The organism is Acidovorax sp. Leaf160 (assembly GCF_001424265.1).
In the GTDB taxonomy this organism is placed as follows: domain Bacteria; phylum Pseudomonadota; class Gammaproteobacteria; order Burkholderiales; family Burkholderiaceae_C; genus Paracidovorax.
Window position 1 is genome coordinate 21,092 of record NZ_LMOV01000006.1, and the last position, 24,027, is coordinate 45,118.

The 24,027-nt window shown below is 69.1% G+C and carries 20 protein-coding genes; 13 read left to right on the forward strand and 7 right to left on the reverse strand.

From position 1 onward, the window contains the following. The first annotated feature begins 1 nt into the window (after position 1). The 8 genes from pcaF to ASF94_RS04610 all read left to right on the forward strand — a co-directional run bounded on the left by pcaF (position 2) and on the right by ASF94_RS04610 (position 7,082). The gene (pcaF, locus tag ASF94_RS04575; RefSeq protein WP_056662267.1) at positions 2 to 1,216 is read left to right on the forward strand and encodes a 3-oxoadipyl-CoA thiolase; all 1,215 of its coding nucleotides are present in this window, start codon (positions 2 to 4) and stop codon (positions 1,214 to 1,216) included. Between the two features lie 31 nt (positions 1,217 to 1,247). Continuing rightward, a complete protein-coding gene (gene pcaD / locus ASF94_RS04580; protein ID WP_056662270.1) occupies positions 1,248 to 2,045 on the forward strand; it encodes a 3-oxoadipate enol-lactonase in 798 nt (265 codons plus the stop codon). A gap of 10 nt (positions 2,046 to 2,055) precedes the next feature. Then, positions 2,056 to 3,129 carry a cyclase family protein gene (locus ASF94_RS04585; RefSeq protein ID WP_056662273.1) on the forward strand — a complete coding sequence of 358 codons (1,074 nt, stop codon included), beginning with the start codon at positions 2,056 to 2,058 and terminating at the stop codon, positions 3,127 to 3,129. A gap of 106 nt (positions 3,130 to 3,235) precedes the next feature. Then, complete coding sequence (locus tag ASF94_RS04590; protein ID WP_056662274.1) at positions 3,236 to 3,532, forward strand: YciI family protein; 297 nt, start codon at positions 3,236 to 3,238, stop codon at positions 3,530 to 3,532. Positions 3,533 to 3,569: 37 nt separating this feature from the next. After that, the gene (locus ASF94_RS04595) at positions 3,570 to 4,295 is read left to right on the forward strand and encodes an SDR family oxidoreductase (protein WP_056662276.1); all 726 of its coding nucleotides are present in this window, start codon (positions 3,570 to 3,572) and stop codon (positions 4,293 to 4,295) included. Positions 4,296 to 4,355: 60 nt separating this feature from the next. Further along, complete coding sequence (locus tag ASF94_RS04600; RefSeq protein WP_056662278.1) at positions 4,356 to 5,693, forward strand: short-chain fatty acid transporter; 1,338 nt, start codon at positions 4,356 to 4,358, stop codon at positions 5,691 to 5,693. Positions 5,694 to 5,753: 60 nt separating this feature from the next. Further along, complete coding sequence (gene catC / locus ASF94_RS04605; RefSeq protein WP_056662281.1) at positions 5,754 to 6,038, forward strand: muconolactone Delta-isomerase; 285 nt, start codon at positions 5,754 to 5,756, stop codon at positions 6,036 to 6,038. A 57-nt stretch (positions 6,039 to 6,095) separates the two neighbouring features. Beyond that, on the forward strand, positions 6,096 to 7,082 hold the full coding sequence (locus ASF94_RS04610; RefSeq protein WP_056662284.1) for a tripartite tricarboxylate transporter substrate binding protein: 987 nt from the start codon (positions 6,096 to 6,098) through the stop codon (positions 7,080 to 7,082). 180 nt (positions 7,083 to 7,262) lie between these two features. Here ASF94_RS04610 and ASF94_RS04615 read toward each other — a convergent pair whose 3' ends face one another. The 6 genes from ASF94_RS04615 to ASF94_RS04640 form a co-directional block, all read right to left on the reverse strand. Next, positions 7,263 to 7,670 (reverse strand): hypothetical protein, encoded by a 408-nt coding sequence (locus tag ASF94_RS04615; protein WP_056662287.1) that lies wholly within the window; start codon positions 7,668 to 7,670, stop codon positions 7,263 to 7,265. Between the two features lie 530 nt (positions 7,671 to 8,200). Then, positions 8,201 to 10,492 (reverse strand): molybdopterin cofactor-binding domain-containing protein, encoded by a 2,292-nt coding sequence (locus ASF94_RS04620; protein ID WP_056662290.1) that lies wholly within the window; start codon positions 10,490 to 10,492, stop codon positions 8,201 to 8,203. 55 nt (positions 10,493 to 10,547) lie between these two features. After that, entirely contained in the window at positions 10,548 to 11,270 is a 723-nt protein-coding gene (locus ASF94_RS04625) for an isochorismatase family protein (RefSeq protein WP_056662293.1), read from the reverse strand. Beyond that, the gene (locus tag ASF94_RS04630) at positions 11,267 to 12,352 is read right to left on the reverse strand and encodes a hypothetical protein (RefSeq protein WP_056662295.1); all 1,086 of its coding nucleotides are present in this window, start codon (positions 12,350 to 12,352) and stop codon (positions 11,267 to 11,269) included. The genes ASF94_RS04625 and ASF94_RS04630 overlap by 4 nt, the downstream gene beginning before the upstream one ends. A gap of 50 nt (positions 12,353 to 12,402) precedes the next feature. Then, on the reverse strand, positions 12,403 to 13,248 hold the full coding sequence (locus tag ASF94_RS04635; RefSeq protein WP_056662298.1) for an alpha/beta fold hydrolase: 846 nt from the start codon (positions 13,246 to 13,248) through the stop codon (positions 12,403 to 12,405). Positions 13,249 to 13,258: 10 nt separating this feature from the next. Next, a complete protein-coding gene (locus ASF94_RS04640; protein WP_056662301.1) occupies positions 13,259 to 14,038 on the reverse strand; it encodes an Asp/Glu racemase in 780 nt (259 codons plus the stop codon). Between the two features lie 324 nt (positions 14,039 to 14,362). Between ASF94_RS04640 and ASF94_RS04645 the strand changes: the two genes are divergently transcribed. The 5 genes from ASF94_RS04645 to ASF94_RS04665 all read left to right on the forward strand — a co-directional run bounded on the left by ASF94_RS04645 (position 14,363) and on the right by ASF94_RS04665 (position 21,284). Further along, on the forward strand, positions 14,363 to 15,520 hold the full coding sequence (locus tag ASF94_RS04645) for an FAD-dependent monooxygenase (RefSeq protein ID WP_056662304.1): 1,158 nt from the start codon (positions 14,363 to 14,365) through the stop codon (positions 15,518 to 15,520). 28 nt (positions 15,521 to 15,548) lie between these two features. Continuing rightward, on the forward strand, positions 15,549 to 16,100 hold the full coding sequence (locus ASF94_RS04650; RefSeq protein WP_056662307.1) for a (2Fe-2S)-binding protein: 552 nt from the start codon (positions 15,549 to 15,551) through the stop codon (positions 16,098 to 16,100). Continuing rightward, positions 16,097 to 19,039, forward strand: a complete 2,943-nt coding sequence (locus ASF94_RS04655; RefSeq protein WP_056662310.1) for a cytochrome c — start codon at positions 16,097 to 16,099, stop codon at positions 19,037 to 19,039. The genes ASF94_RS04650 and ASF94_RS04655 overlap by 4 nt, the downstream gene beginning before the upstream one ends. A 265-nt stretch (positions 19,040 to 19,304) precedes the next feature. Then, positions 19,305 to 20,621, forward strand: a complete 1,317-nt coding sequence (locus tag ASF94_RS04660) for an MFS transporter (RefSeq protein ID WP_056662313.1) — start codon at positions 19,305 to 19,307, stop codon at positions 20,619 to 20,621. A gap of 204 nt (positions 20,622 to 20,825) precedes the next feature. Beyond that, positions 20,826 to 21,284 (forward strand): MarR family winged helix-turn-helix transcriptional regulator, encoded by a 459-nt coding sequence (locus ASF94_RS04665; RefSeq protein WP_056662317.1) that lies wholly within the window; start codon positions 20,826 to 20,828, stop codon positions 21,282 to 21,284. Between the two features lie 381 nt (positions 21,285 to 21,665). Here the strand turns inward: ASF94_RS04665 and ASF94_RS04670 are convergent, their stop codons facing one another. Then, positions 21,666 to 23,858, reverse strand: a complete 2,193-nt coding sequence (locus ASF94_RS04670; RefSeq protein WP_082492989.1) for a TonB-dependent siderophore receptor — start codon at positions 23,856 to 23,858, stop codon at positions 21,666 to 21,668. Between the last annotated feature and the right edge of the window lie 169 nt (positions 23,859 to 24,027).

A 24,027-nucleotide genomic window follows, 5' to 3' on the forward strand; every position in this document is an offset into this window, starting at 1 on the left:
AATGACCCCCAACGCATCCCAAGCCTTCATCTGCGACGCCATCCGCACGCCCTTCGGCCGCTATGGCGGCGCGCTGTCCAGCGTGCGTACCGACGACCTGGGCGCCATCCCCATCAAGGCGCTGATGGACCGCAACCCCGGCGTGGACTGGGCGGCCGTGACCGACGTGCTCTACGGCTGCGCCAACCAGGCCGGCGAAGACAACCGCAACGTGGCCCGCATGAGCGCGCTGCTGGCCGGCCTGCCCATCGACGTGCCCGGCGCCACCATCAACCGCCTGTGCGGCTCGGGCCTGGACGCGGTGGGCACGGCGGCGCGTGCCATCAAGGCGGGCGAGGCCGGCCTGATGATCGCGGGCGGCGTGGAAAGCATGAGCCGCGCACCGTTCGTCATGCCGAAGGCGGAAACGGCCTTCAGCCGCAACAACGCGGTGTACGACACCACCATCGGCTGGCGCTTCATCAACAAGCTGATGAAGGCGCAGTACGGCGTCGATTCGATGCCCGAGACGGCCGAGAACGTGGCCACCGACTTCGGCATCGAGCGCGAGGCGCAGGACCGCATGGCTCTCGCCAGCCAGCTCAACGCCGTGGCGGCCATCGAGGCCGGCCATCTGGCGCGCGAGATCGTGCCCGTCACCATCCCGCAGAAGAAGGGCGACGCCATCGTGGTGAGCCAGGACGAGCACCCGCGCTCGACCAGCCTGGAGGCGCTGGCCAAGCTCAAGGGCGTGGTGCGGCCGGACGGCACGGTGACCGCCGGCAATGCCAGCGGCGTGAACGACGGCGCCTGCGCGCTGCTGCTGGCCGATGAAGCCAACGCCGCCAGATACGGCCTGAAGCCCCGTGCCCGCGTGGTGGGCATGGCCACGGCTGGCGTGGCGCCGCGCATCATGGGCTTCGGCCCCACGCCCGCCACCCAGAAGGTGCTGGCGCAGACGGGGCTGACCATCGACCACGTGGACGTGATCGAGCTGAACGAAGCCTTCGCCGCGCAGGGCCTGGCCGTGCTGCGCGCATTGGGCCTGAAGGACGACGACGCCCGGGTCAACGCCTGGGGCGGCGCCATCGCCCTGGGCCACCCGCTGGGCGCCAGCGGCGCCCGGTTGGTGACCACCGCCGTCAACCGGCTGCACGAACATGCCGGCCGCTACGCGCTCTGCACCATGTGCATCGGCGTGGGGCAGGGCATCGCCGTGATCCTCGAGCGCGTCTGACCGCGCCGCCTGCCAACCAGAAGGAAAGCCTGTGTCCACCACGACCCTCCAGACCCCGGGTGGCGCGTTCTGCGTGCGCCTGGACGGCCCCGCCGACGCACCGGTGCTGGTGCTGTCCAACTCGCTCGGCACCACGCTCGAGATGTGGGACGCGCAGGCCGCGCGCTTCGCCCAGACCCATCGCGTGCTGCGCTACGACACGCGCGGCCACGGCGGCAGCGTGGTGTCGCCCGGCCCCTACACCTTCGACCAACTGGGCGGCGACGTGCTGGCGCTGCTGGATGCGCTGGGCATCGAGCGCGCGAGCTTCTGCGGTATCTCGATGGGCGGCTTCACCGGCCTCTGGCTGGGTGTGCATGCACCCGGACGGCTGAACCATCTCGTGGTGGCGAACAGCGCAGCCAAGATCGGCACGGCAGAGGGCTGGACGTCGCGGGCCGCCCTGGTGCGCGACACGGGCGCGGCCGGCATGGCCGAACTGGCGGCATCGTCGCCGGGCCGCTGGTTCACGGCCGCCTTCGCCGCGGCGCAGCCCGCTGTGGTGCAGCGTGCGCAGGGCTGGATCGCCGGCATTGCGCCCGAAGGCTACGCCGCCTGCTGCGAAGCCCTGGCGCAGGCCGACCTGCGCAGCGCCATCGGGGGCATCACCGTGCCCACGCTGCTGATCGCCGGCAGCGCCGATCCGGTCACCACCGTGGCCGATGCGCAGGCCATGCAGGCTGCCATCGCGGGCGCGCAGCTGGCCGAAGTGCCGGCCTCGCACCTGTCCAACCTCGAGGCGCCCGAAGCCTTCGACGCCGCGCTGGCGCGGTTCGTGGCGCCTGTCTAGGAACGTGCCCATGGAACAACCTCCACACACCCAACCCCGCTGGAAGCACCGCCCGGCAGGTTCCACCTGGGGCGACTTCGGTCCGGACGACCAGCTGGGCCGCCTGAACCTGCTGACGCCCGAGAAGGTGCGCCAGGGCGTGGCCGAAGTGCGCGAGGGCTTGAGCTTCGCGCTCAGCCTGCCGCTGGACTACCCCGGCGGCAGCGCGCTCAACCCGGCGCGCCATCCGCCCGTGCTGCGGCCCACGGTGCGCAGGGGGCTGGTCAACTTCAACTGCCTGCTGGCCGAACTGGACGCGGGGCGCACCGACGTCATGTCGGACGACCTGGCCATCCTGTACCTGCAGTACTCCACGCAGTGGGACAGTCTGGCGCATGCCGGCTCGATGTTCGACGCCAACGGCGACGGCCTGCCCGAGGCCCTTTACTACAACGGCTATGCGGCCGGGCGCCACGTGGTCGGGCCGCAGCACCTGGACGATACGGGTGTGCCCGCCACGCCGGGCGCGGCCGGCGCCAGCACCTCGGCCGCGCATGCGCTGGGCATCGAGAACATGGCCCGCACCGGCGTGCAAGGCCGCGGCGTGATGATCGACCTGCGCGCCCACCTGGGCGATTCGCGCACGCTGGTGGGCTACGACACGCTGATGCGCGTGCTGGAGGCTGACGGCGTGGCGGTGGAGCCGGGCGACATCGTCTGCCTGCACACGGGCTTTGCCGACGTGGTGCTGGGCATGCGCCGCCACCCTGACCCGGCCGTGCTGCAGAACGCCTGCGCGGTGCTGGACGGCCGCGACGAGCGGCTGCTGCAATGGATCACCGACAGCCAGCTCGCCGCCATCGCGGCCGACAACTACGCCGTCGAAGGGCTGCCTGCGCGCCCGGGGCCCGCGTGCTGCGCGGCGCTGCCGCTGCACGAGCACTGCCTCTTCAAGCTGGGCGTGCACCTGGGCGAGCTGTGGCACCTCACGCCGCTGGCCGAATGGCTGCGCGCCCAGGGCCGCCATCGCTTTTTGCTGACCGCGCCACCGCTGAACCTGCCCGGCGCCGTGGGTTCGCCCGTGACGCCCGTCGCCACGGTCTGAGCCGTTTCTTTTTTTGCCGTCGTGACGCAGCGAGCCGGCCTCGGGGGATGCCCCGGGTCGTCGGCCTGCTGCGCCGTGTGTTCCTCTCCTTTCTGAAGGCCACGCCATGCCCTACATCATCGAAACCTTCGACAAGCCCGGCCACCAGCACGTGCGCCAGGCCCACCGCGCCGCACACCTCGAATTCCTGAATCGGCACAAGGAGTTGCTGCTGGCCTGCGGCGCCAAGCTGGACGACGACGGCACAGACCTGGGCGGCGGCCTCTACGTGGTGGCGCTGGATTCCCGCGAGGAGGCGCAGCGGTTCATCGAAGCCGACCCGTTCCATGCCGCTGGTCTGTTCGAGCGCGTGACGCTCACGCGCTGGCGCAAGGCCTATGTGGCCGGCCAGTGCTATCTGTGAACGCCTTCTCCAACCCCTCGATCGACGGACCCTCACCATGACCCAGGCATCTGCACGCGAACGCGTCCTCATCACCGGCGGAGGCGCCGGCATCGGCGCGGCCACGGCCGAGCGCTGCCGCGCCGACGGCTACGAGCCAGTCGTCATCGACCGCAGCGTGGACCATGTTCCCGGCGGCATCCAGGCGGATCTGTCCAACCCTGCGGAAACCGCCCGCGCGCTGCAGCAGGCGCTGGCCGGCGGCCCGATCACGCGGCTGGTCAACAACGTCGGCATCGTCGTGCCGGCCGAGGCGGCCGAGCAGACGCTGGAGCAGTTCGACCTGGCCGTGGCGCTGAACCTGCGCTGCAGCCTGCAGTGCATGCAGGCGCTGCTGCCCGGCATGCAGGCGGCGGGCTTCGGCCGCATCGTGAACATGTCCTCCCGCGCCGCACTGGGCAAGGAACTGCGCACGGCGTATTCGGCCACCAAGGCGGGCCTGATCGGCATGACTCGCGTGTGGGCGCTGGAGCTGGGGCGCCACGGCATCACCGCCAACGCCATCGGCCCGGGGCCCATCCGCACCGAGCTGTTCGATCGCGCCAACCCGCCCGATGCGCCGCGCACGCAGGCCATCATCGATGCGGTGCCGGTCAAGCGCGTGGGCACGCCAGATGACGTGGCGCATGCCGTTTCCTATCTGCTCGATGCGCGCAGCGGCTTCGTCACGGGTCAGGTGCTGTACGTGTGTGGCGGCATGACCGTTGGTGTCGCCGGGGTCTGACGGCCGCCTTTTCCCGCTCTCTCTTTCTCAAAAACTCACAACACCAAAGAGACAAGTCACATGTCGAAAATCACCGCCTTCTTCACCGAACTGATGCGGCGCTACCTGCCCGATCCGTTCGTCTTCGCGATCCTGCTCACGCTGCTGACCATGGCGCTCGCCTTCGGTGTGGAAAGCCGCCCCATCGATGCCGTGGTGCAGGACTGGGGCAAGGGTTTCTGGAGCCTGCTGGCCTTCACCACGCAGATGGCCGTCATCCTGGTGATGGGCTACGTGCTGGCGGCCGCGCCCATCGTGGACCGGTCCCTCGACCGCATCGCGGCGCGGGTCAGCACGCCGCGCCAGGCCATCATCGTCGCGACGATCGTGGGCTGCGTGGGCAGCTACCTCAACTGGGGCTTCGGTCTCGTGATCGGCGGCATCATGGCGCGCAAGCTGGCGTTGAAAGTGAAGGGCGTGCACTACCCGCTCATCATCGCGGCGGCCTATACCGGCTTCACCATGTACAGCCTGGGCTTCTCGGCGACGATCCCCGTGCTCATCTCCACCAAGGGCCATGCCTTCGAGGGCACGATGGGGCTGATCCCGCTCACGCAGACGATCTTCTCCGCCCCCATTTTGCTGACCAGCCTGGCCGTGCTGATCGCGCTGCCGCTGCTGAACGCCACCATGCACCCCAAGGCCGGCGAGAAGGTCGTCGAGCTGGACCCGGCCACCGTGGCCGATGCGAAGCCCGCCGCCAGCGCCGAAGGGTTGCTGGGCGACGAGAAGACGCTGGCTTGGCGCCTGAACAACAGCCGCGTGCTGAGCCTCTTGATCGGCCTGTGCGGCATGGCGTACGTGGCCATGCACTTCATGAAAGGCGGCAACCTCGACCTGAACATGATCAACTTCTTCATCCTGTTCCTTGGCGTGCTGCTGCTGGGCACGCCGATGAAGTACGTGGAGAAGGTCAACGAGGGCGTGAAGACCATCGGCGGGATCATCCTGCAGTTCCCGTTCTACGCCGGGATCATGGCGATCATGCATGGCTCGGGGCTGGTGGAATCGATTGCCCATGTCTTCGTGAACATCTCCACCGCCGCCACGCTGCCGCTCTGGGGCCTGGTCAGCTCCTTCGTCATCAACTTCTTCGCGCCCTCGGGCGGCGGCCACTGGGTGCTGCAGGGCCCGTTCATGATCAACGCGGCCACCACGCTCGGCGCCTCGCAGGCGCAGACGGCCATGTCGGTGATGCTGGGCAACGGCTGGAACGATTTGGTGCAGCCGTTCTGGATCCTGCCGGCGCTGGCGCTGTCCAAGCTCAAGCTCAAGGACATCATGGGCTACACGGTGGTGTCGATGCTGCTGGTGGGCGCCATCTACGCCGTGACCATGCTGGTCTGGCCGCTTCTCTGACCGCGTTCCCGTTTCCATCCTCGCCTTCTTCACCACTTTCTCTTTTCCAAGGAGCAAACCATGCTGTTCATGGCTGAAATGACCGTCCGCATCCCGTCCACGCTGGCCCCCGAAGTGGCCGACGAGATCAAGCGCAAGGAAAAGGAATATGCGCAGCAACTGCAGCGCAACGGCCAATGGCGCCACCTGTGGCGCGTCGTCGGCGAATACGCCAACGTGAGCATCTTCGACGTGTCCGGCAACGACGAGCTGCACACCATCCTGAGCGGTCTGCCGCTGTTCCCGTACATGGAGATCAAGGTGACGCCGCTGGCCAACCACCCGTCGTCCATCGTGCAGGAATGAGGCGGCGGCAGCGCCTCCACCTCATTCACCATCCATCAGAGACCTGAGGAGACAACCATGACCATCGCCCATTTCACATCCCGCCGCGGCCTGCTGGCCGCCGCTGCCGCCTGCGCCCTGTGGCCCGCGCTTGCAGCCGCCCAGGCTTTCCCCACCAAGCCGATCACCATCATCGTGCCCTTCGCGGCCGGCGGCACCACCGACATCCTGGCGCGCATCATCGCCCAGGGCCTCACGGCCGAACTGGGCCAGTCGGTGGTGGTGGACAACCGTGCCGGCGCGGGCGGCAACATCGGCGGGCAGGCGGCGGCGCGCTCTGCGGCCGACGGCTATACGCTCTTCATGGGCACGGTGGGCACGCACGCCATCAACGCGGCGCTCTACAAGAAGATGCCGTTCGATCCGGTCAAGGACTTCGCGCCGCTGACCCGCGTGGCCAACGTGCCCAACCTGCTCGTCGCCAACCCCGCTCAGCCCTTCAAGACGGTGCAGGAGCTGATCGCCTATGCCAAGGCCAACCCGGGCAAGATCAATTTCGGCTCCTCGGGCAGCGGCAGCTCCATCCACCTGTCGGGCGAGCTGTTCAAGAGCATGGCCAAGGTGGACATGCAGCATGTGCCCTACAAGGGCAGCGCGCCGGCCGTGACCGACCTGCTGGGCAACCAGATCGCGATCATGTTCGACAACATGCCCTCGGCCATCCAGCACGTGCGCTCGGGCAAGCTGCGCGCCATCGCCGTCACCACCGCCAAGCGCTCGCCCGAGCTGCCCGACGTGCCGACCATCGCCGAGGCCGGCGTGCCCGGCTACGAAGCCACCTCGTGGTTCGGCATGTTCGCGCCCGCCGCCACTCCGGCGCCTGTGGTCGGCCAATTGAACAAGGCCCTGGTGAAGGTGCTGGCACAGCCCGACATCAAGAAGAAGATCAATGAGCAGGGCGCCGAGACGGCCGGCGAAACGCCCGAGCAGTTCGCCGCGTTCATCCAGCAGGAATCGGTCAAGTGGGGCAAGGTGGTGCGGGAGTCCGGCGCCAGCGTGGACTGAGCGGCTGGGGCTTGCGGATCGCGGATCGCGGATCGCGCGCCGGCGCGCCTGCCCTGGCCGGGCCTTTCGCCCGCCCCGCTCCAAGCAACAAGCCCCGCGGCACCGAGCGCTCTGCTCGCGTTGCCGCGGGGCTTGTTGCTTTTCAGGGCAGGGGCCCGGCTGGGCGCCCTGTACCGTCAATCAATACTTGGTGGCCTTGATGTCGGCCTTGGCCTTCTCGTGGTCAGCCTTCGCCTGCTTTTCGCAAGCATTCTTGGCATCGCCGGACTGGTCGTCGCACTTTTCCTTGGCGACGTCGTACATGCCTTCTGCACGCACTTCGGCCACCTTGCGGGCGTGGGATGCGCTGGGCTTGTACTGCTGTTCCAGTTCGGCCTTGGCCAGCTTTTCCTTGGCTTCGGCCTGCTTTTCGCACACGTCCTTGGCGTTGTCCTTTAGGGTGTCGCACTGCGCCTTGTCCGACTTGTAGGTCGCTTCGATCTGGGCCTTGGAGGCCTTGTGCTGATCGCCCGTCATGCCTTGGGCCTGGGCGCCGGCACCCAGGAGAAAGCTGGAAGCGAAGAGGGCTGCGATGACTTGGGTCTTCATGGGAACGTCCTTGGATGAAATGGAGACAGTGCACTGTCGCTTTCCCCGCACCGTGGCACTGTAGGCGGGCGGCAGACATGGCTGTCGGCCGCAGCCTGCGAAATGCCCAAGTGCTTCTGCAGCCCTTCGCGTCGCCGCTCTCTATGGCTTCGCGAACCGATAGCGCCTGCACGGCTTGCCCTCGGCGCGGTTCGCACCACACGATATCGAAGCCGACACCCAGGGCGATCTGGCCCTCGTGGAACGCCGTATCGCCCGCACCGAGGACGACAGGGCGGGCAGCGGGCGCGAAGCAGGCTACGAAGCGCTCGGCGTCGCAGTGCGGAGCGGTGCACTGCGGCGCCTGGCGCAGAAGCGCACCGCCGACGGTCAGAAGCCGTGTGCGCTCCACACAGCGCCGCCGGGCGCAGGGTTCGAGCAGCTCGGGCAGCCTGTGCGCGCCACGGTCACCAGCCAGGCGGGAGTGCCAGCCTGCAGCCATTCGTTCGCCGTGCGGAGTACCAGGCTGTCGAGATCAGTGGACTCCACCGTCAGCCGTGGAGTACGGCGCGCACGGCTTCCGGTGTGAACGGGGCCTGGTAGAAGCGCCGACCTGTGGCGTCAAACAGCGCGTTGGCCAGCGCAGCGGGGCCCGGCACCGACGCGGATTCGCCGGCACCCATGGGCGGCTCGTCCTGGCGCGGCATCAGCACGACTTCGATGGGCGGTACGTCGCGAAAGCCGAGGATGGGATAGCCGCCCCATTCGCGGCTGGCCACACCTTGGTCGTCGAAGGCGACGCGTTCCAGCAGGCTGCGGCTCAGGGTCTGGATGACGTTGCCGTGGATCTGGTGGCGCACGCCGTCGGGGTTGACCATCATGCCCGTGTCCTGGCCGACGACGATGCGCCCCACGGCGATGCGGCCGCTCGCCGGATCGACCTCGATATCGACGACCCACGCGGCCCAGGCCGCGCCGAAGCCGGGAAAGCGGCTGTGCACATAGCGCGCATAGGCCACGCCGCGCCCGTGCAGCAGGCCATGGGCGCCGGGCCGGCCCCGGCTGCCCGGCTGCCCGCGCTGCCAGCCGGCATGGCGGGCCGTGGCGTCGATCAGCGCGATGGCGCGCGGGTCGTCCAGGTGGCGGATGCGGTAGTCCACCGGGTCGGCACCGGCCGCCTGAGCCAGCTCGTCAATCATGCAATCGTGGGCGAAGGAATTGGGCAGGGCGGACACGCCGCGCAGCCACGAGGAGCGCACCAGCGGCGCCATGTCGTGGCAGGCGATGCGGCGGCGCGCGTAGCGGTAGGGTGGCACGGCGGTGCGGTCGCCCATCTCCAGCGTGCGCGGTTGGCCCGGCACGCGGCCGGTGAGCAGCAGGGCCAGCAGGGGCGCGTCGTTGGAGGGATAGCGCACGGCGAAGTCATAGGCCTGCAGGCTGCCATCGTGGCCGATGGCCGCGCGCACGTCCATCAGCTGGCCCGTGCCCTTGGGCTCCCACTGGTGTTCCTGCTCGCGCGTGAGCTGCACGCGCACCGGCGCGCCCACGGCCATGGCGAGCAGGGCGGCGTCGGCGCACACGTCGTCGGCGCAGTTGCGGCCGTAGCAACCCGCGGCCTCCAGGCGCACGATGTCGATACAGTCCTCGCCCAGCCGCAGCAGCCGGTCCAGGTCGGTGCGCAGCATGTGCGGGTTCTGCGTGCCGGACCACACGGTGAGCCGCACGCCATCAAAGTCGGCCACCGCGCAGGAGGGGCCGATGGAGGCATGCATCTGGTAGGGCCAGACGTAGCTGCGCTGCAGCACCACGGCGGTGTGGGCGCCAGCGAAGGCGGCGTCCACGTCGCCCTCGTCCACCAGCGCGCGGCGCCGCGCGGGGTTCGCGCGGATCGCGCCGGCCACGTCGCGCAGATCGGGCGCGGGCGGTACGGGCCGCCATTGCACGCGTAGCGCGCGCAGGGCGGCGATGGCCTGTTCTTCGCGGTCGGCCACCACGCCGACGAAGTCGCCCTCGGTGACCACCTGCACGTTGCCCGGCAGGTGGGCAACGGAGGCATGGTCCACCGCGACGAGGCAGTGGCCGATGAAATCGCCGCCGTCGCGGCCCGGGTGCGGCGGGCGCACGACGCGGCCGTGGCGCATGCCGGGCACGCGGACGTCATGCACGAAGCTCAGCTCGCCGGTGGCCTTGGCGGGAATGTCCACGCGCGCAGCCCCCCGGCCCACCAGCCGGTATTCGCTCGCGGGCTTGAGCTTCACCGGCTGCTCGGGCGGCGCCAGCGGCAGGTGCAGGCGCTGTCCCTGGAGCCCCTGCAATAGTTGGCCGTAAGGGAGCGTGCGCGCATCGCTGCCATCCGTGAAACGCACGAGGCCATCGCGTGCGTGCAGGCTCCCGGCATCCACGCCCCATTGCGCGGCGGCGAGCGCCAGCAGCTGCTCGCGTGCCTGGGCGGCCGCGCGGCGCAGCGGCACGGCGGAAATCTGGATGCTCGCGCTGGCGATGGTCGGCCCCTGGTTGGGCGATGCGGCCGTGTGGCCCAGCACCATCTCTAGGCGGGCGAGAGGCACTTCCAGTTCTTCCGCCACGATCTGCGCGAGCGCGGTGCGGATGCCCGTGCCCAGGTCCACGTGGCCGTTGAAGGCCAGGGCGCGCCAGCCCGCTTCCGCGTCCGGGTCTGCCAGCACGGCCACAAAGATCTCCGGCGTGGCCTGGACGTAGTCGGTGCCCGAGCCCGGCTGCCCCGGTGCCGGTTTCGGAGGCGCCACGGGCTGGCGCACGACCAGCAGGGTGTCGGGGCGATCCAGCAGCGGGGCGTGCAGGTCGTGGGGCTGGAGCAGGGTCATGGAGCGGCGTTCCTCACTGGCACGCGATCATGCATGCCCGGCATGGCGGAAAGTGTCAGCGCGCGAGCGCGTCGGTGGCGGCCAGGGCCTGGTCGAGGGGCATCACGGCCGCGTACTTCTGCGCCATGTCGAACAGGTTGGCCTCGTGCGGGCCCAGGGCGCGGTCGCCGCAGCAGTCGGCCACCACCAGCGGGCGGAAGCCCGACTGCATGGCATCGACCACGCTGGCGCGCACGCAGCCGCTGGTCACGCAACCGGCCACCAGCAGCGTCTGCACGCCGCGCTGGGCCAGCCAGGGCGAGAGCATGGTGCCGAAGAAAGCCGAAGGCGTGCTCTTGCGCACCACGTATTCGCCCGGGGCAGGGGCCAGCTCGGGAACGATGGCGCTGGCGGGGCTGTCCTCCTTCAGCGTCAGCATGCCGGGCACCTTCAGGCAGAAGATGTTGCTGTCCGCGTCGTCGTCGGAGAAAACGATGCGGCTGTGCGCCACGGGCCAGCCGTGCTCGCGCGCATGGGCCAGCAGGCCGCGCGTGCGGGCGATCGCCTCGGGAATGTTGCCGCCGCCGAACACGGCCGGGTCGGCGAAGCCGTTGACGAAGTCGATGATCAGCAGCCCGAAGGGCGCCTTGAGCGGCAGCGGCGTGCCGAAGCCCTGGCGGGCGTAGGCGGAGATATCGCCCTGCACGGCCCCGGCGGGGATGTGCTGGGCTCCGGCGGTGGTGCTGGTGGTGCTGGTGGTGCTGGTGGTGCTGGTGGTGCTGGTGGTGGGATTCGTCATGCGGTGTCCTTGCCTTGCGGCGATCTTTTGGCGGCGCGCGCCAGCCCTGCTTCGTCCTGCACCACGCCTTCGATCAACACGGGTGTGCCGTCCAGCGCCACCGTGCAGTGGCGCATGGGAATGTCGATGTGGCAGGCGGTGGTGCGGCTGCCGCCGGCCTCGTTGTTGGGCCCCATGGACCAGAGGAAGTTGCCCTCGAAGGCGCGCGCGTCCATGCCGATGTGGGTTTCCTTGTTGTAGTGCGCCAGCATCGACCAGTGGGCGCGCGGCTGCAGGCCCCATCCCACGTGCGAGACGGCATAGGCCTCCGGGTCCTCGTAGGAGGCCATGTACTCCTTGAGAATCTCGGCCTGCAGGCCGCCGCTGATGCGCGTCACGTAGCCCCGCTCGATCGTGAGCTCGATGGGATCGGTCACGTAGTCCTTCATGGGCAGCAGGATGTCGCCGCGGTCCAGCACCACGCGGCCGTAACTTCCGCCTTCATCGGGCCAGGTCAGCACGAAGCCGCTCGGCCAGTGGTCCCAACGGCCAGGCTCGTCCACGAAGCCGTATTCGCAGATGGCGGGGAACTCGCCCAAGGCACAGCGCAGGTCGGTGCCGGCTGCGGAGGTGATGTGCATCTGCTTGGCCGCCTCGATGCGCTTCGATGCGGCCCGCACGCGCGCGCGGTCGGCCTCGGTGGGCACCAGGCGGCACAGCACCTCGGGCGGCTCCACGGCCAGCAGGATCTTGGTGCCGGTCTGCAGGATCTCGTGCTGTTCGGGCGAGAACAGCAGGGTCATGAGATCGAGCACCAGGTCGCTGGCCTTGAGCGCGGCGATGGCGGCGGGGTTGCCGGTCAACGGCGTGGTGCCCAGGTAGGCCAGGGAATCGCGGCTGAGCGATTTCTCGGCGTTGACGGGCGGAAGGTCCAGCCGGTTGACGCGCGCGCCCAAGTCGCTGGAAGCCGCGATCGCGCAGCGCAGCGTCTGCGGATGCGTGTCGGCACCGGTGAGCACGGTGACCGTCTGGCCCGGCTCGAGCCGGGACAGCGTGAGCACCTGCTTCCAGGCGTGGATCAGATCGTTGTCGCTGACGGACATGCGGGGCTCCTTGGCGGTGTGGTGGCGGGGAAGTGGCGGCAGGCGGGCATTCAGTCGACCTTGGCGCCGAGGAAGTCACCGAGCGCTTCGTAGAACCCGGCCTCGTTGTCCCAGGGGATCATGTGACCGGCGCCGGGCACGCGCACGTGCTGTGTCTGGGGCGCGAGGCCCTGCCACTCGGCCACGTCCGCGTCGCGCACCACGTCCCCGCGCTCGGCGGTGACGAGCAGCAGCGGCTGTGCGATGTGCGGCAGGTCGGCGTGGATGTCGTCGCGGCCGAAATCCTCGAAGCTCTGCACGATGGCAGGTTCATGGCAGGTGTGCAGCCATTGCGCGCGCAGCTGGCGCTGCTCCTCCGTCCAGGTGGGGCAGAAGGCGCGCATGGCCTCGGCATCCATGCCCTGCGTGGCCTGGCGGATCGAATCCACGTACCAGGGCAGGGCGGCGGGGTAGGCGCGGCGACCGGGGCCGGAGACGGGTGGATCCAAGACGACCAGGCGCGTGAGCCCGGCCGGCTGGCCACGGGCCGCCCGCACGGCGATGCGCCCGCCCATGGAGTGGCCGATCAGGGCCCAGCGCTGCAGCCCGAGGGCCTGCGCCAGCGCGACCACGTCGGCGGCCTGGGCGTCGAGCCCATAGTTCAGCCCGGGGCCGGACGACGACAGCCCGCGGCCCCGCACGTCCAGCACGTAGGTGTCGAACTGGCGGCCCAGGTGCTCCGCGACGAAGCCCCAGGTCACGGCCGGGCTGGTGATGCCGGGGATCAGGATGACGGCATCGCGCCCTGCGCGCTCGCCTTCGGCGCCGCCGTAGCGAAGGTAGTGCTGGCGGATGCCGTTGGCATGGACGTGGCCGCCGTAGCGGAAGTTGCTCGGGGTGCTGGCGTGGTCGCTCATGCAATGCTCCTCAGGCCTGGGCCGCAGCGCCGTACGGATAGACGCCCGACAGCAGCGCGCCCGCGCCCGGCACCACCGGATCCAGTCCCAGTTCCTTCAGGATGGCGTAGGTGGTGGCGATCGATGCCGTGAGCACGGGCTTGCCCGTGGCCGCTTCCACCTGCGCGACCGCCGGCAGCGAGGGCATCTGCACGCACGCCGACAGCACGATCACGTCGGCATCGGCGTAGTCCATGCCGGCGACGATGCCTGGCAGCCTGGCGGGGTCGTGGCGGCCCACCTCGAGGTTGTCGGGAATCTCCAGCGCGCGCCAGTCCACGATCTCGAAACCCTCGGCGGCGATGTAGTCCATCACCAGCTGGGTGAGCGGAATCATGTAGGGCGCCACCAGGGCGATCTTCTTCGCGCCCATCACTTTCAGCGCGTCGACCAGTGCGCCCGCGCTGGTGATGACCGGTGCCGTGGCACCGTTGCTGGCCGTGCGTTCCGTCAGGCGCTGCTGCGACACGCGGTGGTAGCCCTTGCCCATCGCCATGATGGCCACGAGGCAGGCATAGCCCAGCACGTCCACGCGCGCATCGCTCAGCTCCAGCGCGCAGCGGTCGCTCTCGGCATCCATGGCGGCCAGCTCTTCCTTCTGCACTTTCTTCATACGCATGCGGCTGGAGTGGAAAGTGAAGCGGTCCTGCGGACGCAGCGCGGAATGGGCCTGCAGCATGGCTGGCACCTCGGTCTCCATCGTGGTGTTGGAGCTGGGAACGATCTGGCCGATGCGGTATGTCTGGGTCATGGAGTGCCTTGTTCGCGCCATGCGCGTTTGATGAAGATCAGATGGGTGTGTACGCTTCATTTTTGCAAAACCCGTGCCGTATGGCAAACGCTGATTTCATCGGGGTTTGCACCTATGTTGTGCAAGAAATGCACCAAAAAATGCCATGGCAGCTTTATCCTTGCATGCCGTGGTGCACTTGATTTGTCTCAATAAATAGAGTGCATACACCTGAATTGGCTCGGTTTCTTGCATGGCATGGATAGTGCTTTTCACCCTGGCAAGAGCCAGCCGCAGCGACGGCCGTCCACCCGACTCAACACCATTCCCGCAAGGAGAGAAACCATGTCACGATCCCCCCGTATCGCCGTCGTCGGCGCCGGCCTGGGTGGCGCCGCCGCCGCCAAGCTGCTGCTGCAGGAAGGCTTCGATGTCCGCGTCTACGAACAGGCGCCCAGCTTCTCGCGCCTGGGGGCCGGCATTCACGTCGGGCCCAACGTGATGAAGATCCTGCGCCGCATCGGCATCGAGGACGCGCTCAACGCGCAGGGATCGCATCCCGACTACTGGTACAGCCGCCACTGGCAGACCGGCGACGTGCTCGCGCAGATCCCGCTGGGCGACTACGCCGTGAAAGAGTACGGCGCCAGCTACCTCACGGTGCACCGCGGCGATTTCCATGCACTGCTGATCGATGCGCTGCCGGGCAGCGTGATGGCCTACGGCAAGAACCTGACGAAGGTCGAGGACCGGGGCGATGTCGTGGTGATGCACTTCGCCGACGGCACGACGGAAGAGGCCGACATCGTGATCGGCGCGGATGGCGTGAACTCCCGCATTCGCGAGGAGCTGCTCGGGCCCGAGCTGCCGAAGTACGCGGGCTACCTGGCCCACCGCGCCGTGTTTCCCACGCCCGAGGTCAAGGCCGGCATGCTGCCCTTCGACGCCTGCGTGAAGTGGTGGAGCGAGGACCGCCACATGATGACCTACTTCGTCACCGGCAAGCAGGACGAGCTCTACTACGTGACCGGCGTGCCCGTCGAGCAGTGGGATCTGAACGACCGCTGGCTGCCCAGCAGCAAGGACGAGATGCGCGAAGCCTTCTCGGGCTGGCATCCCACGGTGCAGGCGCTGATCGACGCGACGGTGGAAGTGACCAAGTGGTCGCTGCTGGAGCGCGATCCGCTGCCCCTCTGGAGCCGCGGCCGCCTGGTGTTGCTGGGCGATGCCTGCCACCCGATGAAGCCCCACATGGCGCAGGGCGCGGCGATGGCGATCGAGGACGGCGCCATGCTGGCGCGCTGCCTGAAGGAGGTCGGCGCGCATAACCACGAACTCGCCTTCTCACTGTACGAGGCCAACCGCGCAGAGCGCGCGAGCAAGGTGCAGCGCATCTCGCACGACAACACCTGGCTGCGCACGAACGAGGACCCGTCGTGGTGCTTCGGCTACGACGTGTTCAATATCCCCCTGGTGGAACCGAAGGTCGTCGCCCCGGCCTGATACTCGCTGCCGCAGCCGAAACGCACCCATGGGACACCCCCTTCAATCCAGCAACGCGGCCCCCGGCCTCCGTCTGCGGGTCAACGGCCACGTCTGCGACGTGCCCGCCGCGCCCGGCACGGCGCTGCTGCACGTGCTGCGCAACGACCTGGAGCTGAATGGCCCGAAGTATGGCTGCGGCCTGGGCGAGTGCGGTGCCTGCACGGTGCTGATCGACGGCGTGGCCGCGCGCTCCTGCGTGATCCCCGTGCAGGCCGCCGTGGGCCGCGAGGTGACCACGCTTGAAGGGCTCGGCTCGCGCGCATGCCCGGGCCCCACGCAGCAGGCCTTCATCGACTGCCAGGCGGCCCAGTGTGGCTACTGCCTGAACGGCATGGTCATGACCGTCGAGGCGCTGCTGCGCCGCAATCCCGATCCGTCGGAGCAAGAAGTGCGCAGCGAACTGCACCACAACCTCTGCCGCTGCGGCACCCATGTGGAGATTTTGCAGGCTGCGCTGCGCGCCGCGCGGTTGCGCTTGGGCGGCGCGGGCGGCACGGGTGCGGATGGCGAACCTGCGGCACTGGAGGTGCGGCCATGAACCTGCCCGACCGCTCCATAGCGGCGCCCGCTCCGGCCTCTGCATCCTCAGTGGCAGGAACGCCCGCGGACCTGCTGCATGGCCTGGCGGTCCGCCCGCCGCGCATGGGCTGGGACGGGCTGCGCTACCAGGGCGACGCACTGGCCGATGCCCGGTTGGACGCGGTGCGCGCCATGGCCGGCGTGGTGTCCGTGGTGCGCCAGGCCAACTTCCTGGGCGTGGTCGCCATGGCACCGGTCCATGCGCAGCAGGCGGCTGCGGCCCTGGTGCCGGTGTGGAACGGGATGGCTGGCGATGCCGGTGCGCGAACACCGCTGACCGATTCGCCGGCAGGCGATGCGTTCGTCTGGCATGCGTCCCCTGCCGACGCGCCGGCCGGCGCGCGCGCCATCGCTTGGTGCGTGGACGGTCATGCCAGTCTCTGGTTGCCCGCTTGCCCGCCGGAGGTGCAAGCCCTGATCGCCGGCGAAATCGCCGCGCTGCTGCAGCTGCCGGTGCAAGCCGTGCGCCTGTTGCTGCTGGATGGCCTCGCGCCGCACGCCCTGGCATTGATGGATGCGGCGGCCGACGCGGCGCTGCTGTCGCGGGCCGTGGCCCGGCCCGTGGGCGTGCCTTGCCGGATGGCCGGCGAACCGCATCCTCTGGTGCTGCGTGCCGTGCAGGAGCAGCCCATCGCGCCCGGCGATGCGTTGCGGCCAGCGGATGGCTCTGGTGCCGATGCTGCCGTGACCGCGCCCGCGTCTCTTGGTTTTTCCTCGCCGCTGCCCTGGGCCGTGCGGCCCAGCTGCGCGCGCCTGCTCGGCCAGCCCGGCGCGGCGCACGCCGCGGCCTGGCCCAGCGTGCGCGGCGCCGGCACCGTGCACCCCGGGCGCCATGCCTGCGCTCTCGCACAGGCCGGGGTGGACGACTTCAACGCCGCCCAGGTGTTCGCCAGCGAAAGCCTGTGGCACGAGCAGGCCCTGGCGCAGGGACACGATCCGCTGGACTGGCGCCTGCGGCACCTGCCCGAAGGCCCGGCGCGCGACTTGGCCGCGCGTGTGGCGAAGAGCGCGCAGTGGCCGGGCGACTTGCCGCAAGCCGATGGACGCCTGCACGGCAAGGGCTTCGCAACCGCCTGCGTGCAGAGCCTCGATCCCGAAGGCCAGGACCGCGTGGTCTGGAGCGCGTGGGTGGCCGAGGTCGCCGTCCATCCGCAGACGGGCGAGATCGAGGTCACCCGCGTGGTCGCGGGTCACGACAGCCAGCACCTGCAACCAGCGCAGGGCGCCAGCGTGCATGCACAGACTGTGGAGCAGGACGCGCACTGGCTGGCCGGAGCGCGCCGGCTGCTGGGCGCGCCGCCCGCGTTCGATGACTGGCGCAGTCCTGCAGGCGCTGCCGCCACCGGTGCGCCAGCCGCAGCCGGCGCGCTCGTCGCCGGCGGTCCGGAAGACGGCACCCTCGTGCGCCAGGGCCAGCTGGGCCTGGACGGCGTGGCTACCTTGCCCGCCGCCGCCGCGATCGCCAATGCCATCCGCCATGCCACGGGCGTGCGCCTGCGCGAGGTACCGTTCCAGACCGAGCCGCTGCGCCTCGCGCTGGCCGGCGAGTCGGATGCGGGCGCACAGTCCGCGCGCAGCATGCTGCGCCGCAGCCTGGGCTGGCTCGCGGCCGCTGCCGCCGGCATCGCGGGCCTGGCCGCAGTGGCTTGGCCCATGAAGCCGGCCTTGCCGCTCACCGACGGGCCCGATGCGTCGCTCTATTCCCCGCAGGCGATCGAGCGGGGGCGGCTGGTCGCGGCGGCCGGCGATTGCGTCGTCTGCCACACCGCGCCGGGCGGCGCCCCCAATGCGGGTGGACTGGGCCTGGAGACGCCGTTCGGCACCATCTACACGACCAACATCACACCCGACACGGACATCGGCATCGGCCGGTGGTCGTATGCGGCCTTCGAGCGCGCCATGCGCCAGGGCATCCACCAGGACGGACGGCAGCTCTACCCGGCTTTCCCTTACACGGCCTTCGCCAAGCTCAGCGACGGCGACCTGCAGGCGCTGTACGGCTACCTGATGTCACAGCCCGCCGTGAAGGCTCGGCCGACCGAGACACAACTCGCCTTTCCCTACAGCCTGCGCCCCGCCCTGGCGGGCTGGAACCTGCTGTTCCACGATGCCACGCCATTCAAAGCAGACCCATCGCGCAGCCCCGAATGGAATCGGGGGGCCTATCTGGTGGAGGGGGCGGGCCACTGCGCGGCCTGCCATTCGCCGCGCAACGCGCTGGGTGCCGAAAAAACGGGCCTTCACTATCTGGACGGTGGCGAGGCGGAGGGTTGGAGCGCCCCGGCGCTGAACCGGCTGGCCGCCGGCAAGCTGCCCTGGAATCGCGAAGAGCTGTACCAATACCTGCGGACCGGCTTCTCCGCACGCCACGGCGTGGCTGCGGGGCCCATGGCTCCCGTGATCCACGGCCTGGCCGAGTTGCCAGATGCCGATGTGCGCGCCATGGCCACCTATCTGATGGAGCTGCCGGGCCAGACCCCGCTGGAAGCGGCTGTTCCCATCACCGCCGCCGCGTCGCCCCGGATGCCGGAGCCAGCGCCCTCGGCGAGCCCGGATCGCCATGTCAACGGCGAGCGCATTTACCAGAACGCTTGTGCGGTCTGCCATGAGGCCGGCAGCGGCCCGACCCTCTTCGGCATCAAGCCGCTGCTGGAGCTCAACACCAATCTGCATGCCGCGACGCCGGACAACCTGGTCCAGATCATCCTCAACGGCATACAGACACCCGCCGACGACGCCCTGGGCTACATGCCGGGCTTCAGGCACAGCCTGGACGACCGGCAGGTCGCTGATCTGCTGGGCTATCTACGCACGAGATTTGCACCGGAGGAAAAAGCGTGGCCAGACGACACGACGACCATTAGACGGCTGCGTGCTGCGGCACATGCGGCGCCGTGAGCCCGTGGGGCCCGGCAGCGGCGGCCGGCCAGCGGCGCGGCGCAGCAGCGGCCTCCGCCTGATGCCGCTCTGACGCCGGAACCGGCCGGGCGTCACGGCGGCGAGCGGGCGCGGGACAGCAGTGGCGATATGCGGTTTCTCTTGAACGACCCTCCCAGAGGGCCGGCGGGACCGCTTGCGCCAGAGACTTTCGGGCAGGGCGTGCCGGAATGCCCTGCCGGAACGAGGAATCAACGGGTACGCGATGAACAACCAAGGAGTTTCCATGTCATCTTCATTTGTTTCGGTGGAAAAAGGCATCCAGCTAGCGGGTGTCGGCCGGTTCCAGTACCGGCTGTTCGTGATCTTCGGCCTGGTCTGGCTGGCCGACGCCATGCAGGTGCTGTCCATCGGCTTCAGCGCGCCGTCCATCGCCAAGACCTTCGGCAAGACGGTGCCCGAGGCGCTGCAGACCGGTACCTTCTTCTTCATCGGCATGCTGATCGGCGCCTTCGTCTTCGGTCGCCTGGCCGACCGCATCGGGCGCCGCCCGGTGCTGATGATGGCGGTGGTGATCGATGCCTGCGCCGGGGTGGCTTCGGCGTTCGCGCCCGAATTCGCCTGGCTGCTGGTGCTGCGTTTCATCACCGGCATCGGCGTGGGCGGCACGCTGCCCGTCGACTACACCATGATGGCCGAGTTCCTGCCCAGCGACCGCCGCGGCCGCTGGCTGGTGCTGCTGGAATCGTTCTGGGCTGTGGGCACCATCTTCCTGGCCATCCTGGCGCTGGTCGCCGTCTCCTGGGACAACGACGCCTGGCGCGTGATCTTCTTCGTGACCGGCATCCCGGCGCTGATCGGTGTGGTGCTGCGGTTCTACATCCCCGAGTCGCCGATGTTCCTGAACCGCAACGGCAAGACCGACCAGGCCCGCGAAGTGCTGGAGCGCGTTGCCAAGGTCAACGGCAACACCACGCCGATCCCGCCGCTGCAGCCCGAGAAGCAGGAGCGCAAGTCCCTGTTCTCGCTGTTCTCGGCCGAACTGCGCCGCCGCAGCCTGGCGCTGTTCCTGGCCTGGGCGCTGATCTCCATCGCCTACTACGGCGTCTTCGTCTACCTGCCCGTCAAGCTCAGCAGCGAGGGCTTCGCCTTCATGCGCGGCCAGGTCTTCCTGGTGGTGCTGGCGCTGGTGCAACTGCCTGGCTTCGCCCTGTCGGCCTACGGCGTGGAGCGCTGGGGCCGCAAGCCCACGCTGATCGGCTTCCTGCTGCTGAGCGCCGTGGGCTGCATGCTCTACAGCCTGGGCTCATCGCCATTCGTGGTGATCGGCTCGACCCTGCTCATGAGCTTCTCGCTGCTGGGCACCTGGGGCGCGCTCTACGCCTTCACGCCCGAGGTGTACCCCACCGATCTGCGCGCCAGCGGCATGGGCATGGCGGGCGCCGTCGCGCGCTTCGGCGGTCTGTTCGCGCCAGCCATCATCGCGCCGATCATGGCCACCCATTTCACGCTGGCCCTGGCCGTGCTGTCCGCCATGCTGGTGGGCGGCGCGCTGTCGATATGGGCGGTGGACGTGGAGTCCCGCAACCGCGCGCTCGACTGAATGAGCCCCCCGTCGCGAGCAGGCCGCCGGGCCCGCGAACGGGGGGGCAAGCCCGCCCACCCACAGCGGTCGTTAATCAAAGGGGAGCGCACGCTTGCGGCCGGCGGGTCGAACCGCGCAACCCGCTCGGAACCCGGTTCCGAAGGACGCCGTGACGGGCCCTCCACGCAGGGCCCAGCCATGGCCGCTACCTACAATGGATGCATGCCAAACAAGACCGATAGCCAGGAAGAGGGTTATGTGTTCTCCGAACAGGTGGGGCACTTGCTTCGCCGCGTCTATCAGCGGCATACGGCGCTCTTCCAGGAGTACATCCCGGATTCCCAGCTGACGGCAGCGCAGTTCGTGGTGCTCTGCTCTCTGCACGACCAAGGCAGCAGTTCGCTGGCCGAGGTGGTCAAGGCGACGGTGATCGATCAGGCCACCATCCGGGGCGTGGTCGACCGGCTCAAGCAACGCGGGCTGATCAGCGTGGATCACGACCGCGTGGACCGGCGCAAGGTCGTGATCGAGCTGACCAGCGAGGGCCGACATCTGGTGCGCGAGATGCAGCCGTTCGCCCGCGCGATCACCCAGAGCACCTACGGCAAGCTCAACCCGGCCGAGCGCCTGGCGCTGGATTACCTGCTGCGCAAAATGCTGGAGAGCAGCGAGGACGAGTAGGCAGAACGGCACCTCGTGGTCGCCACCATGCGCCGCCGCGGTTGGCCTGATGGTTTCCAAGGCTTCGCGACCGGCAGGCCGGCGCTCACTGCATTGCACGCATGCGCCGCCGGAAATCCGGATCGACCGTCCGAACGCGTCAGGCGCAGTTGCGTGAACCGGCGGTGCAGGTCGATGGTGGCGCAGTTCAGGGCCGAAGCCGTTCACGCACCCTGTGCCAACTGCGCGGCGTGGCCGAGTCTGGGTGGAAGACTCACGCTCCGTGGCAAGCGTGCGGGGCGTGGCGGGGGCGGCAGGTGCCTGCTAGCCGGATGGGGCCAGGAGATTTGCCATGTTTCCTGGCCCACGCGATTCCTTGGTGGGATGCCGGCCGCTGCAGGCTCAGAAGAAATACGTCAGCCCGACACTGAAGCTGCGCGGCATCGCGGGCGACACCACGTTCGCATTGATCGCGCCGTCGTAGTAGGCCCGGTCGAACACGTTCTTCACGCCCGCAGTGATGCGGTAGTTGGAGCCGGCATAACCCACCGACAGGTCGGCCACGGTATAGGCCGGCAGGGTGAACGGATAGGAGCCGATTTGCTCGCTGACGTGGCGGGCGCCTGCGCCCAAGGTGATCTGCGGCATTTGCGGCAGCTTGTACGTGGCCCACAACGCCAGCGTGTGGCGCGGCGTCAGGTTCAGCGGCAGCCCCACGATGGCGGTGTTGTTGTCGCGGGTGACCTTCGTGTCGGTGTACGTGTAGGCGCCGGTCAGCTTCAGGTTCCGGCGCAGTTCGGCGCCGACCTCCAGCTCCAGGCCGCGGGATCGCTGCTCACCCGTCTGCACGCTGAAACCCGTGTTGGCGGGGTCGGCCGTGGTGACGTTGCTGCGCTTCAGGTCGTAGAGCGCGAGCGAGCCGGTCAGGCCGCCGCCGGGCTGCTCGTACTTCAGCCCGGCCTCCCACTGCTTGCCGGTTTCGGGTCGGAAGGGCGATCCGCCGAACGCAGCGCCCGATACCGGCAGGAACGACTCGCCGTAGCTGGTGTAGGCCGCCCAGCCGGGCGTGAACTCGTACACCAGACCGGCGGACAGCGTGGTGGCCGCATCCTTCTGGCGGGTCTGAACGCGGGTCAGGCGGTTGTCGATCTCGCTGGTGGACCAGTCGCGGCGCAGGCCGACCAGTGCCGTCCACTGCGGGCCGAGCTTGATCTGGTCCTGGGCGTAGAGGCCCAGCACGTCGAGCTTTTCCGGCGCGTCGGCGGTCAGGTTGACGGGGCAGTTGGCTGCCACGCCATACACCGGGTTGAACAGGTTGATCGCGCCGATGCTGCAGCGGCGCTGCCCTTGGTAGCTGTGGCTGCGCTGCACGTCGAGCCCGGTCACCAGGCGGTGCTGCACGCCCAGGGCCGCGAACTGCGACAGCAGCGACGTGTCGGCCGCCAGCATGTCGTCGTCCAGGTACTGGCGGGTGGCCTGCCGGTTCTGCAGGCGCTGGTTGGGCTGCAGCGCCAGGTTGGAGACGAAGTTGCCGTCACCTTTTTCGGATTCGTAGCGCACGTTCTGGCGCAGCGTCAGCGCTGGCGAGAAGCGGTGCTCCAGCGCGTAGCCTACCGAGGTGCTTTGCACGTCGTAGTGACCGAAGCTGGGGTCGCCGGTGTAGAGCGTGGTCGCCACCGTGCCGTTGCGGTTGGGCAGCACCGTGCCGTAGGGCGTGATGCCCTGCTGGCGCATCCAGTTGCTCTGGCTGTAGGTGGCGAACAGCACCAGGTCGGTCTGTGCGCCCAGGTCGAGCGACAGCGACGGCGCGATCCAGCGGTCACGGCGGTAGACGAAGTCGGTCGGATCGTCGCTGTTGGAAACCTGCGCGTTGATGCGTAAGGCCGCCTTGCCCGATTCGTTCAGCGGCCGGTTGATGTCGGCCTGCAGCGTGCGCTGCCCGTAGCTGCCCACTTCGACGCCCACTTCGTTCAGCGCGTCGCGCTTGGGCCGCTTGCTCACCGCGTTGACGATGCCGCCGGGCTGCACCTGCCCGTAGAGCACCGACGCCGCGCCTTTGAGCACCTCGAAGCGCTCGTAGCCATAGGGCGTGAGCCGGGTCCACATGCCGGGGCTCTGCACCAGGCCGTCGATGAGGATCGATTCGGTCGAGCGAAATCCGCGGATGTTGATGTCGTCGAAGCCGCGCCGGCCGAAGTTCACCGGGCTGACGCCCGCCACTGTCTGCAGCGCCTGCTGCAGGTTGGCGATCTGGCGCGACTCCATCTGCTCGCGCGTCACCACGCTGACCGACTGCGGCGTCTCCAGCCGGCGCATGGGTGCCTTGCCGGCGGTCTGCGCTTCCACGGGCGCGAAGCCCACGTCCTTTTCCGTGCTGGCGTTGATGCGCACTTCCTGCAGTTGCGGGGCGGCATCGGGCGCCGGCTGGGCCAGCGCGGCTTGCGACAGGCAGAGCGCCAGCGGGCTCAAGGCCCAGAGCGCAGGAGCCGGCTTGCGGCGGGCCGGCGATGCCGCTCCGGTGCAGGTGGAGGGGCACACGCGGGCGGGCAGGGCGGGCAGGGCGCGCAGGGCGCGAGAAGGCGAAGCAGAGGTCATGGACGGAATCGGGCAGCGGGCGGGGGAGGAGGGAGCGCCGGCTCGTTGCCGTCCTGGGGAGTGGTCAGCAGGTCGAACGCGGTACGGGCAGCATTCTAATGAGAATCATTTTCATCTCTGTTGCTTTTCCGCCCGGTGGAAGGAACGGTCTCGCCAGCCCCGTTGCCGG